18 protein-coding genes are annotated in these 15,839 nt (G+C 50.1%); 8 read left to right on the forward strand and 10 right to left on the reverse strand.

Translation table 11 applies throughout. From position 1 onward, the window contains the following. Position 1 precedes the first annotated feature (1 nt). The 4 genes from C8D98_RS02360 to C8D98_RS02375 all read left to right on the forward strand — a co-directional run bounded on the left by C8D98_RS02360 (position 2) and on the right by C8D98_RS02375 (position 3,988). A complete protein-coding gene (locus C8D98_RS02360; protein ID WP_132871675.1) occupies positions 2–610 on the forward strand; it encodes a 4Fe-4S dicluster domain-containing protein in 609 nt (202 codons plus the stop codon). A gap of 56 nt (positions 611–666) precedes the next feature. After that, on the forward strand, positions 667–1,302 hold the full coding sequence (locus C8D98_RS02365; RefSeq protein WP_132871677.1) for a TorD/DmsD family molecular chaperone: 636 nt from the start codon (positions 667–669) through the stop codon (positions 1,300–1,302). Between the two features lie 22 nt (positions 1,303–1,324). Then, on the forward strand, positions 1,325–2,560 hold the full coding sequence (locus C8D98_RS02370; protein ID WP_132871678.1) for an OprD family outer membrane porin: 1,236 nt from the start codon (positions 1,325–1,327) through the stop codon (positions 2,558–2,560). A 183-nt stretch (positions 2,561–2,743) separates the two neighbouring features. Further along, on the forward strand, positions 2,744–3,988 hold the full coding sequence (locus tag C8D98_RS02375; protein ID WP_165871161.1) for an aminotransferase class V-fold PLP-dependent enzyme: 1,245 nt from the start codon (positions 2,744–2,746) through the stop codon (positions 3,986–3,988). On the opposite strand, the gene C8D98_RS02380 is transcribed toward C8D98_RS02375, so the two are convergent. The 9 genes from C8D98_RS02380 to C8D98_RS02420 form a co-directional block, all read right to left on the reverse strand. After that, the gene (locus C8D98_RS02380; RefSeq protein ID WP_132871682.1) at positions 3,957–4,382 is read right to left on the reverse strand and encodes a rhodanese-like domain-containing protein; all 426 of its coding nucleotides are present in this window, start codon (positions 4,380–4,382) and stop codon (positions 3,957–3,959) included. The genes C8D98_RS02375 and C8D98_RS02380 overlap by 32 nt on opposite strands. Continuing rightward, entirely contained in the window at positions 4,379–4,897 is a 519-nt protein-coding gene (locus tag C8D98_RS02385) for a YeeE/YedE thiosulfate transporter family protein (protein ID WP_132871684.1), read from the reverse strand. The genes C8D98_RS02380 and C8D98_RS02385 overlap by 4 nt, the downstream gene beginning before the upstream one ends. After that, a complete protein-coding gene (locus C8D98_RS02390) occupies positions 4,885–5,400 on the reverse strand; it encodes a YeeE/YedE thiosulfate transporter family protein (RefSeq protein WP_132871686.1) in 516 nt (171 codons plus the stop codon). The genes C8D98_RS02385 and C8D98_RS02390 overlap by 13 nt, the downstream gene beginning before the upstream one ends. Before the next feature lie 166 nt (positions 5,401–5,566). After that, positions 5,567–6,427, reverse strand: a complete 861-nt coding sequence (locus C8D98_RS02395; protein ID WP_132871688.1) for a MetQ/NlpA family ABC transporter substrate-binding protein — start codon at positions 6,425–6,427, stop codon at positions 5,567–5,569. A 31-nt stretch (positions 6,428–6,458) separates the two neighbouring features. Beyond that, the gene (locus C8D98_RS02400) at positions 6,459–7,130 is read right to left on the reverse strand and encodes a methionine ABC transporter permease (protein ID WP_132871690.1); all 672 of its coding nucleotides are present in this window, start codon (positions 7,128–7,130) and stop codon (positions 6,459–6,461) included. Next, complete coding sequence (locus C8D98_RS02405) at positions 7,123–8,145, reverse strand: methionine ABC transporter ATP-binding protein (protein WP_132871692.1); 1,023 nt, start codon at positions 8,143–8,145, stop codon at positions 7,123–7,125. The genes C8D98_RS02400 and C8D98_RS02405 overlap by 8 nt, the downstream gene beginning before the upstream one ends. A gap of 283 nt (positions 8,146–8,428) precedes the next feature. Next, positions 8,429–9,043 (reverse strand): hypothetical protein, encoded by a 615-nt coding sequence (locus C8D98_RS02410; protein ID WP_132871694.1) that lies wholly within the window; start codon positions 9,041–9,043, stop codon positions 8,429–8,431. 69 nt (positions 9,044–9,112) lie between these two features. Next, positions 9,113–10,030 carry a ribokinase gene (gene rbsK, locus C8D98_RS02415; protein WP_132871696.1) on the reverse strand — a complete coding sequence of 306 codons (918 nt, stop codon included), beginning with the start codon at positions 10,028–10,030 and terminating at the stop codon, positions 9,113–9,115. Beyond that, on the reverse strand, positions 10,027–11,067 hold the full coding sequence (locus tag C8D98_RS02420) for a LacI family DNA-binding transcriptional regulator (protein ID WP_132871698.1): 1,041 nt from the start codon (positions 11,065–11,067) through the stop codon (positions 10,027–10,029). Before C8D98_RS02420 ends, rbsK begins: the two co-directional genes overlap by 4 nt. 206 nt (positions 11,068–11,273) lie before the next feature. On the opposite strand from C8D98_RS02420, the gene rbsD reads away from it, so the two are divergent. From rbsD to rbsB, 4 genes are read left to right on the forward strand one after another with little or no spacing between them, the layout of a single operon-like run. Further along, complete coding sequence (gene rbsD, locus C8D98_RS02425; protein ID WP_132871700.1) at positions 11,274–11,669, forward strand: D-ribose pyranase; 396 nt, start codon at positions 11,274–11,276, stop codon at positions 11,667–11,669. Then, positions 11,669–13,171: a sugar ABC transporter ATP-binding protein gene (locus C8D98_RS02430; RefSeq protein WP_132871702.1), complete on the forward strand. Its 1,503-nt coding sequence runs from the start codon at positions 11,669–11,671 to the stop codon at positions 13,169–13,171. The genes rbsD and C8D98_RS02430 overlap by 1 nt, the downstream gene beginning before the upstream one ends. 14 nt (positions 13,172–13,185) lie before the next feature. Then, on the forward strand, positions 13,186–14,124 hold the full coding sequence (rbsC, locus tag C8D98_RS02435) for a ribose ABC transporter permease (protein WP_132871704.1): 939 nt from the start codon (positions 13,186–13,188) through the stop codon (positions 14,122–14,124). A 31-nt stretch (positions 14,125–14,155) separates the two neighbouring features. Continuing rightward, positions 14,156–15,031 (forward strand): ribose ABC transporter substrate-binding protein RbsB, encoded by an 876-nt coding sequence (rbsB, locus tag C8D98_RS02440; protein WP_132871706.1) that lies wholly within the window; start codon positions 14,156–14,158, stop codon positions 15,029–15,031. Positions 15,032–15,128: 97 nt separating this feature from the next. Here the strand turns inward: rbsB and C8D98_RS02445 are convergent, their stop codons facing one another. Then, positions 15,129–15,839, reverse strand: a complete 711-nt coding sequence (locus C8D98_RS02445; protein ID WP_132871708.1) for an energy transducer TonB — start codon at positions 15,837–15,839, stop codon at positions 15,129–15,131.

Consider the following 15,839-nt stretch of genomic DNA (forward strand, 5'->3'; position numbering starts at 1 on the left):
AATGAGATACGCAATGATACTTGATAGAAGAAGATGTTATGCCTGTCAGGGCTGCACTGTTGCATGTAAAGTCGCAAATGCCACGCCTCCGGGAACGTTCTGGACAAAGACCCTTTCCGTTGAAAAGGGAAAGTTCCCCAATGCGCATATGGAGTATATGCCCCTGATATGCAACCACTGCGACAACGCTCCCTGTGTTCACGTCTGTCCCACAAAGGCATCGAAAAAACTCGCCGACGGCACAGTTCAGGTGACGGCATCAGAGTGTATCGGCTGTCAGATGTGTATGGAGGCCTGCCCCTACGGCGCAAGGTATTTCAACAGCGACGACAAGCCTACCTACTGGAGCGAAACAGGAAAGCAGAGCGAATATGAGGCCGCAAGGATGAAAGAGCACGTAACCAACACTGTTGATAAGTGCACATTCTGCGCCCCCAGACGTGAGAAAGGCCTTACACCTGCGTGTGTTGCCACATGTCCCGGTGTTGCAAGATTTTTCGGCGATCTGGACGACCCCGAAAGCGAGGTCTCCAAGCTCTTCAAAAAATATAACCCCAAACCTTATAAACCTGAAAAGGGAACGAGACCGAGGGTTTTCTACATCGAGTAACGAACAGGCAGTGCGGCGGAACATCCGCCGCACACCTTAACACCGGAGGCTGAAAAATGAGCAGTGATATTGAAGAAAAAACCATGGCGGCCGAAAACGAGGCGGAAATCCTTCTGCTTCTGGCTGCATTCTATAATTTTAATCCCGAATCTTCATCCATCGATGCCATGAAGAATGTGGACGTTGAGTCCATAGGCGATGACGAAGTAAGGGAATGTTTCAGAAAGATAACGGGATATGCGAACGATACCGTGGCGGGAGAGGAGAGCGATCCGGTCATTGAGCTTAAAAGGGACTGGACGAAACTCTTCAGGGGGGTATCTCCCGCTTACGGCCCGAAAGCACCCTATGAGGCTCTTTATACAGGCGACAAAGGAACTAAGCTCTTTTCGGATCTTACCCAGCTGTATCTTGATGAAGGCTACTGCGGCTATTCCGAGCTGAAGAACCGTCAGGACTACATAGGGGTGGAGCTTGACTTTGCAGGTTTTCTTGCCCTTCTGAGGGTGAATGCTCTGAACGCAGGCGACAGCGCCGAGTTTGACAGGCTTTCAGAAGTGCTTGAGAGTTTTGTCAGAGAGCATGTGGGGAGCTGGTTTCCGCAGTTTTATAAAGAGGCGCAGGAGCATATCGGCACAGATTATTACAGGGGAGTTCTTGACCTCACGGCCATCATGCTCCGTTTGACTTAACGGATCTTTAAAAGGAGATAACATGAGAAACATATTTATAGCTTTTATTGCGGCTGTATTCCTGACAGGAACAGCTTCCGCTGCGGACAACGTTAAAGAGATGTTTTCGCAGGGAACTGTGAAGGGCGAGATAAGGCTTCTCGACTTCACCAGAGATTTTGAAAAAACAACAAACACCAGAAGCGACACTGCCATAGGCGGCCTTTTCTATTATAAGACAGCGCCTCTGAAAGGTATTTCCTTCGGTGCGGCATTCGGCACCGTTAACGACATCAACAGCGATGATGACGACACGGTTTACGGCATCCTTCAGAAAGATACTGACGGTACTCACACCAGCTTCTCACGCATGCAGGAATACTACGTTCAGGGAGAATGGTTCAAAACCGTTATTAAATACGGAGCGCAGGAGATCCGCACGCCTTTTATGGAGGTGCACGACCTGCGTATGCTCCCCAGAACTTATAAAGGATTATCTGTTGTGAACAACAGTGTGGACAGGCTGACCCTTTCCGCTTACTACATAACCGACTCAATGGGCTGGAGCGATGAGGAGTTCATCTCCCTGTCGGATGCAGTGGCCGCCGAGCCGGGCGGAGCTTCAGCAATTGACGATGACAAAGCGATGGCAATCTTCGGTGCATCATACGATGTTCCCGTGGATTTCGTTAAAACAAACGTTCAGGGCTGGTATTACAACATGGCCGACGTTTACAGTCAGACGTTCCTGAAAGCCGCCTTCTCGAAAGATTTTGACGGTTTCAGCCTTTATGCAAAACCTTCGGTCCTCTGGCAGAAGTCTGTCGGCGACGAGCTTAACGGCGATCTGGATACACATCAGTACGGCATCAGCGGCGGTGTTAAAACTTTCGGATTCGACCTGACAGCCTTCTACGCAAAAACAGGCGACGACGGAATAGTTGCTCCCTGGGGTGACGAAAAGGCTATCATTCAGCAGGTGCTTGCCGCCGGCAGAGCCGAGGAGACGGCAACGGCAGTCAGACTGGCATATGATTTCGGAAAGCTCGGAGTGAAAGGCCTCAGCGCATATGTGTTCTACTCTGACTACGATGTTCCCGCTTCCACCGGCAAAGATATGACAGAGACCGACTACAGTGTTCAGTATGCTTTCTCAGGCTCGCTTGACGGTCTGGGTCTGCGTGCCAGATATGCCGACATCAGCATAGACGGCGGCGAAGGCTATAAAGATATAAGATATTACGTAACATATAAATTTGCCTTTGGCGGCAAAAAATAGAGAGATTTCTCAGCTCATCAACTGCTCTGTTTGCTCATTTCTCCTGTAGGTAGAGAATAAGCATATAAGACAGCCTCCATTCGGGCGGGATAATTTCCCGCCCTTTCTTGCATAATTGTAGTCCCTCCAATTATAATTATTCTGGTACTGTTTATGTGTGAACTTTCGATATATGGTATGCATATGAGTATAAACAGACGGGAATCACCTTTCAGACATCTTATCAAGGCTCATGGCGGGTTCATTAACTTTGACAATGCCGCCACTACACCCCCTTTTATCGCTGTGATGAAAGCGATAGATGATTTTTCGGATTGCTATCCCTCCGTACACAGAGGCTCCGGAAGAAGAGCGGATCATTGTTCCGGTCTGTATGAGAAGACCAGAGCGGATATACTCGATTTTTTCGGGACGGACAGCAGTACCCATACCGCCATATACACCCGAAACACCACCGAAAGTATAAACAGGCTGGCTGAACTTGCACCCCGCAAAGACAAAACAGTTATTGTTACCGAGATGGAGCACCATTCAAACGATCTGCCGTGGAGGCAGAGGTTTGCGGAAACACTGCATGTTCTGACGGATGCCTCTGGCAGACTGGATCTGAATCATCTGGAAGCACTCCTGAAGAACCGTGCGGGCAGGGTTGCCATTGTCTCTGTCAGCGGTGCGTCAAATGTCACAGGGTTCATCAACCCGATTCGTGAGACGGCGGCTCTCGCACACCGGTATGGTGCGATGATATGTGTGGATGCGGCACAGCTTGCTCCCCACAGGCGGATAGATATGAAGGCGGACGGCATAGATTTTCTGGCCTTTTCGGGGCATAAGATGTATGCGCCGTTCGGTATAGGCGGCCTGATAGGCAGAAAGGATTTTTTCAGCAGTGCGGAACCCTGTATGTGCGGAGGCGGTACTGTGAATCTTGTCACAAAGGATCTGGTCACATGGGCGGATCCTCCGGCCAGATTTGAAGCGGGTACACCTAACCTGATGGGAGCGGTTGCTCTGGGGGCGGCACTGAGGGTTCTTAAAGAATCCGGAATGGATCGCATTGAAGCATGGGAATCGGCTCTGGCAAACCATATCATAGACAGGCTCTCTCAGATTGAAGGCTTAAAACTCTTCTCCCGCAAGGACGGCACAGGTGTCATAAGTTTCAATATGGAAGGTATATTTCATAAGACGCTTGCGGACAGGCTGAGCTATGAGGCGGGAATAGAGGTGCGCAGCGGCTGTTTCTGTGCACAGCCCTATGTGCAGAAACTTTTGGGTATCGACCCTGCGGCTATATCCGGATTTTCAGCGGAAGAAGGGCGTCCGGGAATGGTCAGGATCAGTCCCGGACTTTATAACACATATGATGAAGCCGACAGGCTCTGCGAGTTTCTTATCAGCATCCGTGGGGAAGTTCATTCTGGATAGGAAGTCCGGATTTAACCCATGAATCCACTCCGCCTGAAAGTATTCTTACCCTTTTGTCCGGATATTTCGCCCTGATCATCTGTGCCGCAAGTGCAGCTTCTTTTTCGTCGTTAGCTATAATTACAATCTGATTATACTTTTTAACCTCGTCGATCCTGTTGTTCAGATATCTCATGGGCATGTTGATGCTTTTTGGGGCGTGAAATATTGAGTATTCTATGTAGGGTCTTATGTCGTAATAGACCGTTTCCTTTGCGGATTCCATCATTTTTGCCAGCTCCGCAGGGGCTATCATAACGTTCTGAACCTTAGATGTTTTTGCCGGAGCCGATGAAAAGGTGCTTTGCGAGTACGCCAGCAATAAGATCAGAATAAGGATAAGCGGTTTTTTCATAACTTTCTTCTCCGCATGAAAATGAATGTATATGAAACTCCGGCGGTGATGGTCAGTGTGAACACCCAGTGGTTTATTCCGGTGATGTCCGTCAGTGTCAGCCCCTTGCTGAATCCCATTGCGCTGAGCTGAAGGAAATACGGGTTAAAAAAATAGCCGAAAAGGATTCCGCCTGAAATAAATCCGAGCCATCCGGGGATAAGATAATCTATGTTGCCCTGTCCTGTTCCCGTTATGAGCGTTCCGGGGCAGACTCCCGCAATGGCCATCCCGATGCCGAGGAGTGACCCGCCCAAAAGGTTTCCGGCAGGGTAGGTGTCTGGCATTGATGAGGGACTCAGCATCCCTGCACTTTTAAACGCAGATACGGCTATCAGACCGGATACGAGTGCAGACAGCATGAATTTCAGCATGCTGTTGTCGCTGAAGGCGAATTGCGCCCTTATCTTTCTGCTGTGTCCGAATCCTGACCTTTGCAGGAGAAACCCGAAAAAGAAACCGATTATAAATGACATTTAAGCCTCCTGAGCGTAAAGGAAGTGATGATTGCCGAGGCGAAGGCGCTTGCGAAAAAAAGAAACCCTGCGGGCGACTGCTGAATTATTCCGGATATTCCAAGCCCGCTGGTGCAGCCTCCGGCTATACATGCGCCGAACTCAATAAGTGCCCCGCTCAGAAAAAGTGCCAGCCACCAGCCTGCTGTCTGCTTTTTCGTGATGTTTGCTGTTCCGTCAGGAGTCAGCCTTAGTCTGAAATCGTTTGATAGTCGTGCCGCTGTAAATGCACCAAGAAGCATGCCTCCGAACTGCATCAGCTGAAATGTGACCTCCGGCGGCCTCACAAACTTGAAAAAAAGCAGTTCGTTCCAGGGTGCATTCAGGTAGCGACCTGCCCAGCTGCCGATGGTGAGAAACCCTCCGGATGCTCCGAGAACAGTTCCTCCGTATACACAGCAGACCGCCGCCAGAAGGCCTGTCAGTGCCCCTGTGAACCATGGTGACCATATTTTTTGATTCATAATAAATAACCTCTACCGCCATATGCAGGTGTTTATATGATATTGCGGCAGAAAGATAATCCGGAAAAGTACCAGATGCCGTTAATAGAAGGGGACAAGAATGGCATGAAAAGATAAAAAAAAAGCGGCCCCGTGAGGCCGCTTTGCAGATTTTTATCCTGATTTCTTATTGAAGCAGAAGCTGTGCGGGCAGTATCGCACCCTTGTACTTATCAACTATAAACTTTGTAACATCTTCGGAAACAAGCACATCGGCCAGTTTTTTAAGAGCTTCCTCGTTCTCTCTGCCTGCTTTGACAACAAGAATGTTGGCATAGGGGGAGTCGGAGTTCTCTATGAAGAGTGCGTCCTTGGAGGGGTTAAGTCCGCCTTCCAGAGCATAGTTAGTGTTGATGACTGCGGCGGCAACGTCGGCAAGGGCACGGGGAAGCTGTGCGGCATCAAGAGTTTTGAGTTTCAGCTTTTTGGGGTTCTCGACAACGTCCTGAACGGTGCCTGATATTCCAACTCCCTCTTTCAGCTTTATGAGGCCAGCTTTTTCAAGCAGAGCCAGTGCACGGCCTGCGTTTGAGGGGTCGTTGGGGATTGCTACCACTCCGACTTCGCCGATCTCGGCTATTGTTTTAGCCTTTTTTGAGTATACGCCGATGGGTTCTATGTGAACCTTTGCTGTTGCCTTTAGGCTGAGTTTGTTGTCCTTGCTGAAGGATTCCAGATAGGGAGTATGCTGAAAATAGTTTGCATCCAGTTCGCCTTTGTCCAGGGCGAGATTGGGCTGAACGTAGTCTGTGAACTGAATGATCTCAAGTGTAACGCCCTCTTTTGCAAGGATGGGTTTCACAAACTCAAGGATCTCCGCATGGGGAACGGGAGTTGCGCCTACCTTGATAACCACTGGAGCGGCTGTTTCCGGTGCCTTTGTTTCAGCGGGAGCGGCCTCCTCCTCTTTCTTTTTGGAGCATCCGGCGATAACGAATACTGCTGTGAGAGCCAGAAGAACGACAGTTAAAAAACCTCTGAATTTCATCTATACCTCCGTGGGGCAAAAAAGCCCTCGCTTACCTTTTGCTGTGCATGGCTTTTACGGCCAGTTTTGTTCCGAAAGTCTGAACCGCCTGAACGAAAATTACCAGAACGGCGACGGTTATTATCATTATGTCGGTGCGGAAGCGGTTATATCCGTACTGGATGGCAAGGTCACCCAGACCTCCGCCGCCAACTGCGCCCGCCATGGCTGTGTAGCCGATGACGTTTATAACGGTTATGGCCGCACCCAGAACAAGGGACGATTTCGCCTCGGGCAGAAGCACCTTGCGGATTATCTGAAAGGGCGATGCGCCCATGGACTGAGCCGCCTCAATGACCCCGTGGGGAACCTCTTTCAGAGATGATTCCACTATTCGGGCAACAAAGGGAGCGGCGGCTATCACCAGCGGAACTATTGCCGCCGACGTACCGATGGACGTTCCCACCACCAGACGGGTGAAGGGGATGAGCGCAACCATGAGCACTATGAAGGGTGCGGAGCGCAGAATGTTTATGATTGTACCCAGAACCCTTTCAATCCACGGGTTCGGCAGAATATTACCGCCGGAGGACACTACAAGAAGGATGCCCAGCGGCAGGCCTATCACATATGCCATAACGGCGGCAACCACCACCATATATATGGTCTCTATAACCGCAGGGGTCAGAAGTCCAAGAATGGAAACAAAATATCCGTCACTCATAGCTGACCCTCTCAACGGTAAGATTTAATCCCGTAAGATATTCGTGTGCACGCTCACGCTGTTCGAGCGTTCCCCGCAGTTCCAGAAGCAGGTTGCCGAAAAGGGTCCCCCTCAGGTGGTCGACGCTTCCGTACAGAATGTTCACCTGAACGTCGCTGCTGCGTATCAGTCCGTTTATCATAGGCTCCGATGCGGAATTGCCGAGGAACGACACCCGCACGAGCTCCGAATCCGTATGTTTGTTAAGCTCTTTCAGGAGTTCTTCGGGAATCTCGGCCTTGAAAATGCCCGCAACGAAATCCTTTGCCACCTGCGATTTCGGCGAAAGAAAAACCTCTTCCACAGCGGCGTTTTCAACGCATCTGGATTCGGATAGCACCGCAACGTGGGTACATATATCTTTGATAACGTTCATCTCGTGTGTGATTATCACTATGGTGAGCCCCAACTGACGGTTAATGTCACGCAGAAGGGCGAGTATGGACTCGGTGGTTTTAGGGTCGAGGGCTGATGTCGCCTCGTCGCAAAGGAGTACGTCCGGCTTAAGAGCCAGAGCTCTGGCTATACCCACCCGCTGTTTCTGCCCGCCGGAAAGTTCCGAAGGATATGCGTCCGCCTTGTCGGCCAGTCCCACAAGGGGGAGAAGTTCCGCCACACGGGCTTTAATATCCGCCGCAGTCCATCCTGCTATCTCAAGGGGGAAAGCGATGTTGCCCTCAACGGTTCTGGACTGGAGCAGGTTAAAGTGCTGAAAGATCATGCCTATTTTTTGTCTGGCGGTTCTGAGTTCTTTGTCGGTGAGTTTTGTCAGATCCTGCCCGTTGACGATCACCTCGCCTTCGGTGGGTCTTTCAAGAAGGTTGAGACAGCGCACCAGGGTGCTCTTTCCTGCGCCGCTTACTCCCATAATCCCGTATACGGAGCCCTGAGGTATGTTCAGCGATATTCCGCTCAGTGCCTGAACATTGCCGCTTCGGGCGGGATAAACCTTTGAGAGGTTGTTTATCCGAATCATATGTTCCTCTTAGTTAAAACAAATAATACACGACGGCTGTCGTGCTTTTCCAAAATCTATTTAATCTATGTATTTTATATATTATCTTGAGAGCTAAAAGTCAACGTCAATTTTAAATTTTTACAGTCATTCTGAGTCGAAGACGAAGAATCACTTCATTAGATTCTTCACTAATTTCGACAAAGGCAAAAGTTGACTCATTCAGCCTCCGGCTGCCGTTCAGAATGACAGGTAAAGTAAGGGCGGTCAGTTTTGACCGCCCCGAAGCTGATGTGTCATTTAATCACTTAACAGGGCAGCCTTCAAGCCCTTTCACGCTTTCATTGTCAGCAAAAAATGTAAATTCCTGCTTACCTTCGGACTTTTTGCCGAAATTTTCAACAGCATATTTTGCCAGAACGGGTGCCGTTTTCGAAAGTTCTGTGTCACGGGTGAAAATTTTGCCCTGCCAGACAGGCTGTTCATCAGTTCTGCCCGCCATGAACAGTTTTATGTCCAGATAGGACATATCCTTGCTGTCGGCTCCTGTGGATGTGCCTACATAGGTTCCCAGTGACAGTCCGCTGCCGAACCCTCCGCTTAAAACTCCGAATCCGCCGCCGATACTTATTCTGGGTTCAGATTCGGTTTTGCCGAGCACAACGCCGAAAACTGGGGTTATCATATAGTCCGGCGACTTTGTGTCACGTTTCCATCCGATGCAGTTGAGCTGTCTTTCCAGAACGCCCACATACTTCATCATCTCAAGGTCGGTTTTCACCGCAGAGGGCAATGCAAAGTCGTAGGTTTTCGACTTATAGGTCTCCTGTCCGCCGTATCCGGTGACGTTTACATCGTATCTTGTTGCGCATCCCATCAGCGCAAGCATTATTATAAGTAAAGGAATTATTTTTTTCATGCCGGCCCCCATGCCCCATATGAGGGGCTGTTGACTAACAATTTAGGACTTTTTGAGTCTTATACAAGACTAATTGAGTGTGTCAAGGAGTGACTGCGCCTCCGCAAGTGTGGGCATGCCGCCCTGTGCGCCCGCCTTGGTGGTGGATATTGCGGCGGCGGCGTTTGCAAACCGCACAGCCTTCATAAGGGGCATTCCCGCCCCGAGTCCGTATGCCAGTCCGGCGTTGAAAGTATCGCCGGCGGCGGTGGTGTCCACTGCGGTGACCCTGAATCCCTCAACATGGGTGAGCATATTGTCAGAAAATACATACGCACCCCTGCTTCCCGCTTTCATCACCGCAGTCTTAACACCCCTGTCTATCAGAATTCTACCTGCGGAGGCAAAACCCGCCTCGTCCGCAGGTCTGATACCCGTCAGAATCTCCGCTTCCGTCTCGTTGGGAGTTATGATGTCCACATATTTAAGCAGTTCGTCGGCAAGGGGCACAGCGGGGGCAGGGTCAAGAATGACCCTGGTTCCGCTTTCCGCCGCACATTTCGCCGCCTGAACCACAGCATCCATGGGTACTTCGAGCTGAAGCAGGAGATATTTTGAGTCGTTTATTATATCCGAGTTGCTGAGTATATAGTCAGCATCGACCTTTGCGTTTGCGCCGGAAACAATGATGATATTGTTTTCGCCGTCGCCGTCGACGATTATAACCGCTATTCCTGTGGAGGTTTCAACGCCTTTAACGCTATTTGTGTTTACGCCGAGCTTTTTGAAATATGCCATGTAGTCGTCGGCATAGATGTCGTTCCCTACAAGACCGATCATTGCTGTGTCGGCTCCCAGCTTTGCCAGAGCCACGGCCTGATTCGCTCCCTTACCCCCTGTGAAGGTGTGGAAGGATTCGCCGTACATGGTTTCGCCGGGTTTGGGGAATCTGGATGTTTTTGTCACAAGGTCGATGTTTATGCTTCCCGCAACGCAAAATCTGCTCATTCTTCCTCCCCGCTGAGGTTTTTTACGCTTCTGCGCTCAACAACCTCTCCGCCGATAACCGTTTTTTCATAGGGCATTCCGCTGCCCTCTTTTATCCTCTGCACCAGAAGCCGCACGGCCTTGGTGCTGATGCTTTTTTTGGAAACATCAACAGTGGTCAGTGCAGGTTCTGTCATTGCGCTCATGGGCAGGTTGTCATAGCCCGCCACGGATATGTCCTCCGGAATGGAGTAGCCTGACTCTCTCAGCGCACGCATGCAGCCCAGTGCTATGATGTCGTTTGCGCAGAATAGGGCTGTGGGCAGTTCCTTCTGTTTTTTCAGTATTTCAAGCATGTCTTCATATGCCTTTTCATAGGTGGAGTCCACTCTGAACACAAAATCCTTGCGGAATTTATGTCCGAAGTGCTTCATTGCACCTTCGAAACTGTCCATGCGCTGACGGAAGTTGATGGATTCGATACTTCCGGTGACAATTCCTATTGATGAATGACCCATGCGGGTCAGGTATGACATCATGTTGAAAACGGATGATGCGTTGTTCATATCCACAAAGTCATAGGGCATGAACGGACAGAGTATGTCTATGAAAACCAGCGGAATATGGATTTTGAGAAAGTGCTCAACGTCCGGTTCGTCCAGTTCCGTTCCCAGAATGACAGCTCCGCTTGCGAAGGAGTTGTTCACATATTCCGTGATCTCCTCAGGGTTGAAACTGTTGAAAACAGCAACCTCCAGCGAATAGCTCTTCTTTGCGGCCTCCATCTGCGCAGCGTTTATGTAGTCGGCTACGAATGACTGGTGGTTTATGTTGAGTATGTGTCCGTGTTTGACAATATTGACGAACAGGATAGTCTTGTGTTTCTTGTTCATCCCGCCGAATGTTGTGCCTTTATAGTTATGTTCTCTGGCGATTCGCTGTACACGTTCACGAACGGCAGGGCCAACCCCTGTCTTTCCGTTCAGCACCAGAGAAACGGTGCTGACGGACACGTCCGCCAGTTTAGCTATTTCAGTTATTGTTATGGTCTTTTTCATATATGTTACTAAAATTCCAGTGTGAACCAATGTTGGTATATTAAAACGCAATATGGCTTATTGCAAGCGATTATGCCGCATGCTCTATATTTCTTATTATAGCATATCTTCGAATATGACAACTAAAATTTTAGTAAAAATTACTGGTTTTTTTACTTGATATCTTCCGCCGCTCTGGTATTCTTTAAGGTATAAGGATGGACGGGATGAAAAAAGGTACACTGCTCAACAGCCGTATCTCGGCGGTCATTTCCGAGATGGGACACACCGACACAATAGTGATAGCGGACGCAGGTCTGCCCATTCCCGCCGGAGTGGAGCGCATAGACCTTGCTGTGCATGCGGGTCTGCCGGATTTCGTTTCGGTTCTCAAAACAGTTCTTTCGGAACTTAAGGTCGAAGAGGCTACCATCGCCTTTGAGATAGCCGAAAAGAATCCGTCAGTTTATCAGGCGATTCAGGAACTTACTAAGGACGTTAAGATCAATATCGTCTGCCATGAAGAGTTCAAGTCCATCACAAAAAGGGCGAAGGCGGTTGTGCGCACAGGGGAATGCACCCCTTATGCAAACATAATTCTTCACTCAGGGGTGGTGTTCTGATGTCTGTGCCTGTTCTGGAGATGAAAAACATTTCAAAATCATTTCCCGGTGTAAAGGCTTTGAACGATGTCTCTCTGCGCATATTTTCCGGTGAGGTCATGGCACTGCTGGGAGAGAACGGAGCGGGCAAATCCACACTTATGAAGATACTCAGCGGCGTCTACACCAAAGACGCAGGTGAAATAGTATACAAGGGCAAACCTCTAAGCCCGAAAGACCCCAAGGACGCAATGGATAAGGGTATTGCCATTATCCATCAGGAGCTGAACCTTATTCCGGAGCTGACGGTTGCGGAGAACATTTTCATAGGCCGTGAGCCTGTAAACCTGTTCCGCAAGGTGAAATATTCGGAGATGAACGCCGCCGCAAAAGGCTATCTTGAGCGGCTCGGCGAAAAGACGTCGCCCACGGCGAAGGTATCGAGCCTCAGTGTCGGTCAGGCGCAGATGGTGGAGATTGCCAAGGCTCTCTCCATGAACGCCGAAATAATCATCATGGATGAACCCACGGACGCACTTACGGACGTTGAGACCGAAAATCTTTACAAGGTCATAAACGACCTGAAGAAAGAGGGCAAAGCTCTCATCTATATATCCCACAAACTTTCCGAGATCTTTGACGTGTGCGACAGGGCGACAATCCTGAGAGACGGCACCTTCGTTGACGAACAGCCGGTTTCGGCACTCACCGAAGAGAAGATAATTCAGCTGATGGTGGGCAGACCCTTAAGCGACAGATACCCCAGATGCGACTGCAAAGCGGGCGAAGTGGTCTTTCAGGCGGAAGGACTCACAAATCACCGCATAACGGACGTGTCTTTCAGCGTGCGAAGCGGCGAGATAGTAGGCATTGCAGGTCTCATGGGCTCGGGACGAAGCGAGGTTGCGAAATCCATCTTCGGCGAAATGCCCATTTCAAAAGGCTCAGTGACGCTGGCGGGTAAAAAATTAAAGATAAATCATCCTTCCGAAGCGATACGCAACGGAATTTCATACGTTTCAGAAGACAGAAAACAGCTCGGTCTCATAATAGGCATGACAATAAAAGAGAACATCACCCTCCCTGCGCTGAAAAAGTTTCAGACCTTTCTTTCAAAGGTCTCTTTCAGCAAAGAGGACGAGGTTTCCGCAGAATACATTGAAAAAATGTCCATCAAGACTACAGGCCCCTCCCAGAGAGTTGTAGACCTGAGCGGCGGAAATCAGCAGAAGGTGGCCATCGCAAAGGGGCTGGTGACGGCTCCGAAGGTTCTCATCCTCGACGAACCCACCAGAGGTGTTGATGTCGGTGCAAAAAAAGAGATTTACGACCAGATAAACATACTGAAATCCAACGGAATGTCCATCATCCTCATCTCCTCGGAGATGCCGGAGGTGATAGGCATGAGCGACAGAATACTCGTTATGAGCAACGGCAGGATAGCGGGCGAGGTTTCGGGGGAAGAGGCAACGCAGGAGAACATCATGCGGCTTGCCATGAGCTACATTAAGAACGCCATATAATTTCGGAGAAACGGATGAAAATAGACATCAAAGACGTGCTGAAACGCTCAAGACCCCTGCTGGGACTCATCATCCTGTCGGTGATAGTCTCCTTCATAAGTAAGGACTTTTTGACCGTCAGCAACATTATGAACGTAATGAGGCAGACCTCCATAAACGCCATAATAGCGGCGGGCATGACGTTTGTCATCCTCACCGGCGGAATCGACCTTTCGGTTGGTTCCATTCTGGCGATATGCGGAGCCATCGCCGCAACTATGATCTCCACTGGCTTCGGCGTGGCCTCAACAGTTTTCGTAACCCTGTCGCTGGGTGTTCTGCTGGGTGTTTTCGCAGGTATCGCAATCACCAAGGGCAGGATTCAGCCTTTTATAGCCACTCTGGTCGCCATGACACTGCTCAGGGGCGCAACCCTTGTCCATACGGACGGAAAACCCATCTCCACTGGCTATGATGCCGCCGCAGATGCTTTCGCATGGTTCGGCACAGGCTATGTGGCGGGAATCCCCGTTCCCGTGGTGCTTATGGTTGTGGTTTTCGCACTGTCCCACTATGTTCTCAGGCATACCCGCTTCGGTCGCTATGTTTACGCCATCGGCGGCAACGAGGAGGCCTCAAGGCTTTCCGGCGTGCGGGTCACAAGAATAAAAATTGCGGTCTATGCCATCTGCGGACTTGTTTCCGCTCTGGCAGGGATAATATTAACATCAAGGCTCTCCTCCGCACAGCCCACGGCGGGCGCAGGATATGAGCTTGATGCCATCGCCGCTGTTGTTCTGGGCGGAACAAGCCTTGCAGGCGGCGCAGGAACCATACTGGGAACCTTCACCGGAGCGCTTATCATAGGCATTCTGAACAATGCCCTGAACCTGCTGAACGTTTCGTCCTATTATCAGATGATAGCAAAGGGTGCGGTGATACTGGTCGCCGTTCTTATGGATAGAAAGAAGTAACAGCACATATCCAAACTAAGGAGTGAAAAGTATGAAAAAGTTTCTCGCTATTTTCGTAGCCCTTCTGGCGATTCCCGCCATGACGGCATTTGCGGCACAGAAGACTGTCGGTCTTGTGGTGTCCACACTGAACAACCCCTTCTTCGTTACTCTGAAAGACGGAGCAGTGGGCGAAGCTAAGAAAGCGGGCATAAACCTTATTGTCCTTGACTCACAGAACGACCCCGCAAAAGAGATTGCAAACGTTGAAGATCTTTTGTCTAAAGGTGTTTCAGCAATCCTTATCAACCCTACTGACTCAGACGCAGTGGGCAACGCAATCAAAATGGCAAACAGAGCCAAAGTTCCCGTTATCACACTTGACAGAGGCGCAAACGCAGGTGCAGTTGTTTCCCACATTGCATCTGACAACGTAGCCGGCGGCAAAATGGCTGGTGAGTTCATCGCCAAAAAACTCGGCAAAAAAGGTAACGCTGTTGAGCTTGAAGGTATCCCCGGAACATCCGCAGCCCGTGACAGAGGCAAAGGCTTCAACGACGCTGTTAAAGGCACTCAGATCAAAGTTGTTGCACGTCAGGCGGCAGATTTTGACAGAACAAAAGGTCTGAACGTAATGGAGAACATTCTTCAGGCACAGCCTAAGATTGACGCTGTGTTCGCACACAACGACGAGATGGCTCTCGGCGCACTCAGAGCTATTCAGGCATCAAAAAGAAACATCCTCGTAGTGGGATTTGACGCTACAGACGACGCTGTTAAAGCTGTTAAAGAGGGTAAACTGGCCGCAACTGTTGCACAGCAGCCCGCTTTCATCGGCGCAAAAGGCGTTGAAACTGCCAAGGCAGTTCTGGAAGGTAAAAAAGTTCAGCCCAGCATCCCTGTGGCGCTGAAATTGGTCGTTAAATAAAAGGTTTTGCAAACAACCTTCAGATGAAAAAGGCGGCTGTCAGGCCGCCTTTTTTCGTTTATATAGTACCATGTCATTCTGAGTGGAACGAAGAATCTCATTTTATCAGTTTATAAACTATGGGAACCACAAGGGAAACCTGTTTGTCCGAGTTGTGGCGGACAGGAAATACCGACTTCACCAGTTTCAGGGCTTCCGAATCCAGTGTGTCGTAGCCGCTGGAGGAGACCACCAGCGATTCGAGCAGTGTTCCGTTCTCTGCTATGGTCAGTTTCAGCTTTACAGTTCCCTCTATGCCCCTGCGTCTGGCAGACATGGGATATGTCTTGTTTGCTTCCAGTTTCGAGTTGAGAACAGACTGATATCCGGAATAGTCAAAGGGTCTGGGCGATGCGGACACTGCGGGTGTTGGAGTGTTCTGAACTGGTGAGGCTGCAACGGGTGCATAGGTTTCCGCAGGCACTGCCGATGTTACTGCGGCGGGTGCAGGTTCTGCGGCTGCGGTGGCGGGTGCTGAAACCTCGGCCACTGCGGCGGAGTTCACCTGCTCATATTTTTTCTGAGGTGCAGGCTGAACCGTCTGTTTTCTGACAGGCTCGGCTTTCTGAACTCTCTCCGTCTGCTGAGGGGACATGGGCACGGGAGCTTCAATCTGCTCAGGTGCCGGAGCCGCCTGCCTGAAATAGGCCGAAAGGTCTATAACGTGGGGTTCGGGCTGCGGGACGAATCCGCCCATGCTCATTCCATAGAAAAAGATAGCGGCCATCATACCGTGGATGGCCAGAGACTGGGTCATTGCCTTTCTCAT

Origin of the sequence: Seleniivibrio woodruffii, assembly GCF_004339245.1 — a bacterium.
GTDB classification, from domain to species: domain Bacteria; phylum Chrysiogenota; class Deferribacteres; order Deferribacterales; family Geovibrionaceae; genus Seleniivibrio; species Seleniivibrio woodruffii.